Source organism: Paenibacillus xylanivorans (assembly GCF_001280595.1).
In the GTDB taxonomy this organism is placed as follows: domain Bacteria; phylum Bacillota; class Bacilli; order Paenibacillales; family Paenibacillaceae; genus Paenibacillus; species Paenibacillus xylanivorans.
In genome coordinates this window covers 56,464-60,296 of sequence record NZ_LITU01000040.1, presented here as the reverse complement: position 1 = coordinate 60,296, position 3,833 = coordinate 56,464, and the positions used below count along the sequence as shown (strand labels likewise).

Here is a 3,833-nt window from a genome sequence, read left to right as displayed (position 1 = left end):
GGGGGGGGGGGAGATAAGTATATTCTTTTCGTTTGTATAAAAAAATAGCCTCAAATGTGTATTGTGGGTCTTACACAGCATAAGGTACAATTCATCTAAGCATTGAGTGAGAATGATAATCATTATTTATAAATCGTGTTCTCACCAATACAACAACAGATTACATAGGGGTGAAGGGTATCATGATAAGGTTCAATAAAGGGTTCAAAGGGTGGACGATCATACTGCTACTCATGGTTGTAGTTATATCGGGCTGTAGTGCAAATTCTGAGTCGAAGGTAGAGCAGGCTCCTGCATCTGGGGCTGCAGCTTCCGGCGACAGTACATCTGAAACAACAGAAAAAGAAGCAGAGACACGTGTCGTTCAGGATGAATTCGGCGATGTGACGATTCCGGTGCATCCGCAGCGGATTGCTGGTATCTATGTGGAGGATTATCTCAAGGCTCTCGATATCACACCTGTAGTACAGTGGTATAATCCGATGTGGGGCGTGCAGGAATATCTGGACCTGGATGTGCCGCGTTTCGATTTGACCGGGAGTATTGAAGCGTTGCTTCAATATGATCCGGATCTAATCATTGTGGATGGAGTGGATGCAGCGACATATGAGATGTACTCCAAGGTAGCACCGACGTATCGTTTGCCTGAGGAAATTTTGCAGGATTCCAATCAGATTCTGACTACAATCGCGGATGTTGTTGGAAAGCCAGATAAAGGTGCAGAAGTAGCGGCCTCATTCAAGGAGAAAATTGCAGACGCCAAGTCCAAGTTGCAGGAAGCGATTGGAAACGAGACTGTGGCCGTTGTCCGCCTGAATGTGACCGAGAAGACGCTGGCTTTGTTCGGAGTGAAGAATCGTCTTGCTGGATTTGTCTATACAGACGTTGGATTAACACCTCATCCGTTGGCAGCTAACATGAAAGAATACCAAGAGTTACTGTCAGAAGAGGCAATTCCGGGACTGGATGCAGATCATATTATTGTGTTTCCTTCCAATGGAGATTGGTCTTCCAAGGAGAATCAGGCGGCCATCAAAGTACTGGATGGAAAGTTATGGAAATCTCTTCCCGCGGTTAAAAATAATCATGTGTACATGATGGAAAGATCACACTGGCAATCGGGAGCCATCATTGCCAATTCGATGAAAATAGATGATCTCTTGCAAAAAATGACTCCATAAGCCTTTTCCATAAGAAAGTTCTTCCCTCAGGGTTGAAGAGCTTTCTTTTTTCGTTTACACTATTGTAAATGATAACAATTCTCAATTAAGGAAGATGAATATGTGTCCCACGATTGTACAGCTGATTCCCAAACCCTGGTTATGCATGCTTCAATATATGAAATACATGGATTATAGCCAAGTCGATATCGCCAACAGGCAGACATATAACAAGACATCATCCCACGCTCTTTTCGTAGTAACGGGTGGGCATGGCTTAATAGACTCTTCGGACAATAGTCACACCCGTTTGGAAAAAGGAATGATTATGTTTGTTCCGGCTGGACGTACCATTGTGATTGAAGGCTCCAGCGAGTTGCAATATTATAGGCTTGAGCTGATGGTAGCTGAGGTAAAAGAAGATACGGCCAGTAGGTTGAGTATAACAGGTGAAACGGTGCAGCAAGAGCTGCCACTCTTTATGTCAGATCCAGATCGATTGCCACTTATTGAGCTGAATTATAGTCCAATGAGTTCCTGTCTGAAATCGTTGGAACAGATATGTCGTGGGCAGACTGCTTATGATTGGCTGGACCAATGGGAGATACAACTGCGTTTCCAGGATTGGTTTCGAGTGCTGCTTCGGCAAAATGATCCCGAGATTGAATCGCCGGATGAGCGTGCCCGGCTACAAAGCTCTATTCGTTATATTCGTGACCACTATGATCAGCCCATAACGGTTGACGATCTGGCAGCGGAGGTCCGGCTTACCAGATCCAGTTATACCCGACAATTCAAGGGGATTACAGGTAAGCTTCCGCTTGATTATGTGAATGCTGTTCGACTGGAACATTCAAAACTTCTGTTACAGCTGACCGATGATCGCTTGCATGATATTGCACAGAATGTGGGATTTAATAACGAGTATTATTTCGGCCGCCGATTCAAGCAATATACAGGTGTTTCACCAGGTTTGTATCGGCGTCATCACCGTCAAGAGGTACGTGTATTTGCTCCGTATCTGGAGGACTTTGTTCTTGCCCTTGGAATAAAGCCGATACTGCAAACTTCCCATAGTTCTTGGGGAAGACAACAATATTTGGGGTTGGAAGATGTACCTGAATTTGATGTTACTCAGCTTGACGTAGGGTTTAATGAGATGAATGTACCTGAATTTATTATGCTGAACAACGGATACCAACGCTGGAATCTGGAGCGGTTTGAGCAAGTAGCCCCGACATTTTATATGGAACATCAGGGAGAGGATTGGCGTTCCATTTTGAAATCAATAGCGGATGTATTGGGAAAAGGGAATCGGGTCCAGGATGTAATAGGTGCCTATGAGGATAAGGCCGTTGAAGCCAAGGGACAATTGGCACGTCATGCACGGGCACAAACGGTTGCTTTTTTACGTATTTCGGCATCTGAAATTATACTCTACGGGGACCAATACGGATACGTTGCACCCGTATTGTATCAGGATCTCGGATTGACCCCGCATTTCCGTGTACAGCAATGGGCGAGTCAAAGTAGAAGAATTAGCATTGGGTTGGAGCAGTTATGTCAGCTAGAAGCAGATCATCTCTTTATTACATTTGACAATATGGATTCTGCCTATCCCGGAGAGGAACGGAAGCTCCTGGAAAGAGATGAGTGGAGACGGCTGCCTGCAGTGAAAAGCGGTCACGTATACGAGGTGGATTTTATGACCTGGATGAACTATGGTGTGATTTCCCATGGCAAGAAAATCGACGATATACTGCGGTTTATTGGCTAAATGACGCAACATCTGAGAGGTATGTTAATTCAAAAAATCACATTCTCTGCAAAACACAATTGAATTATGCCTGAGTAATGCAAATGGATTTTTTCATCTGCGTTCTTCTTCATCTTGTTAGTCACATGAGTATAGATTTTAAGTGTTGTTTTTGCGTCATCGTGTCCTACTCGTTCCATGATAGTTTTTAAGTCAACCTCAGCTTCGGCTAGCAGAGCGAGAGTCAGAAAATGTTTATTTGAAAGCGAAAGTAGAATATCTAAAAAGCTCAATCCGAATTTGCACGGAGAGGGAAGCTGGATTTCGAAGCCCGGTGCCAGTCCGTTCGAAAAATAAGCAAGTCGGTACCCGTGGTTTGGCTGTGTAAAATGGCTGAAATTTCACGTGCAGGTTACTACAAATGGAAGAAAAACGCTGCCTTCAGAGAGAACCGAGCAGATCGGGACGCGGATCTAAAAGCACATATTTTAGGCATTCACCGGCTTCGTCCTTATTTTGGCTATAAACGTATGCGAACCGCGTTAGGAAAGGAAGGCCTCGTGGTGAATCATAAAAAGGTACGCCGCTTAATGAGAGAACTTCAGATTCGTTCCGTGATTCGCAAGAAACGTCCATTTGCTGGCCGGAAACCGTCCGTTCTGTTCCGTAATGTCTTAAATCGAGAATTCTCGGCGGCAGCTCCTCTGCAGAAGCTCGTGACGGATATTACGTATGTCCGGATTGGACATGATTTTGCTTATCTCTCAGTCGTGATGGATCTGTACAACAACGAAATTATAGCCTGGGAACTCTCCGAGCGAAATGACTTAAAACTCGTTACGGACACGGTGAAGAAACTGAAGTGTGGACCTTCCTTGCTCCATTCAGACCAAGGGTTTCAGTATACAACACAGAGT

General features: G+C 44.6%; 2 protein-coding genes and 1 pseudogene. All 3 read left to right on the top strand.

Going from position 1 to position 3,833, the window contains the following annotated elements:
• Positions 1-182: 182 nt before the first annotated feature.
• The gene (locus tag AMS66_RS05930) at positions 183-1,181 is read left to right on the top strand and encodes an ABC transporter substrate-binding protein (RefSeq protein ID WP_053779912.1); all 999 of its coding nucleotides are present in this window, start codon (positions 183-185) and stop codon (positions 1,179-1,181) included.
• Positions 1,182-1,281: 100 nt separating this feature from the next.
• Positions 1,282-2,937, top strand: a complete 1,656-nt coding sequence (locus AMS66_RS05925) for an AraC family transcriptional regulator (RefSeq protein ID WP_236703224.1) — start codon at positions 1,282-1,284, stop codon at positions 2,935-2,937.
• Between the two features lie 220 nt (positions 2,938-3,157).
• Positions 3,158-3,833, top strand: a pseudogene (locus AMS66_RS33125) (IS3 family transposase); the annotation flags it as partial.

Coding starts and splice junctions, on each gene's coding strand:
- AMS66_RS05930 (WP_053779912.1), top strand. CDS start 183: ATGATAAGGTTCAATAAAGGGTTCAAAGGGTGGACGATCATACTGCTA.
- AMS66_RS05925 (WP_236703224.1), top strand. CDS start 1,282: ATGTGTCCCACGATTGTACAGCTGATTCCCAAACCCTGGTTATGCATG.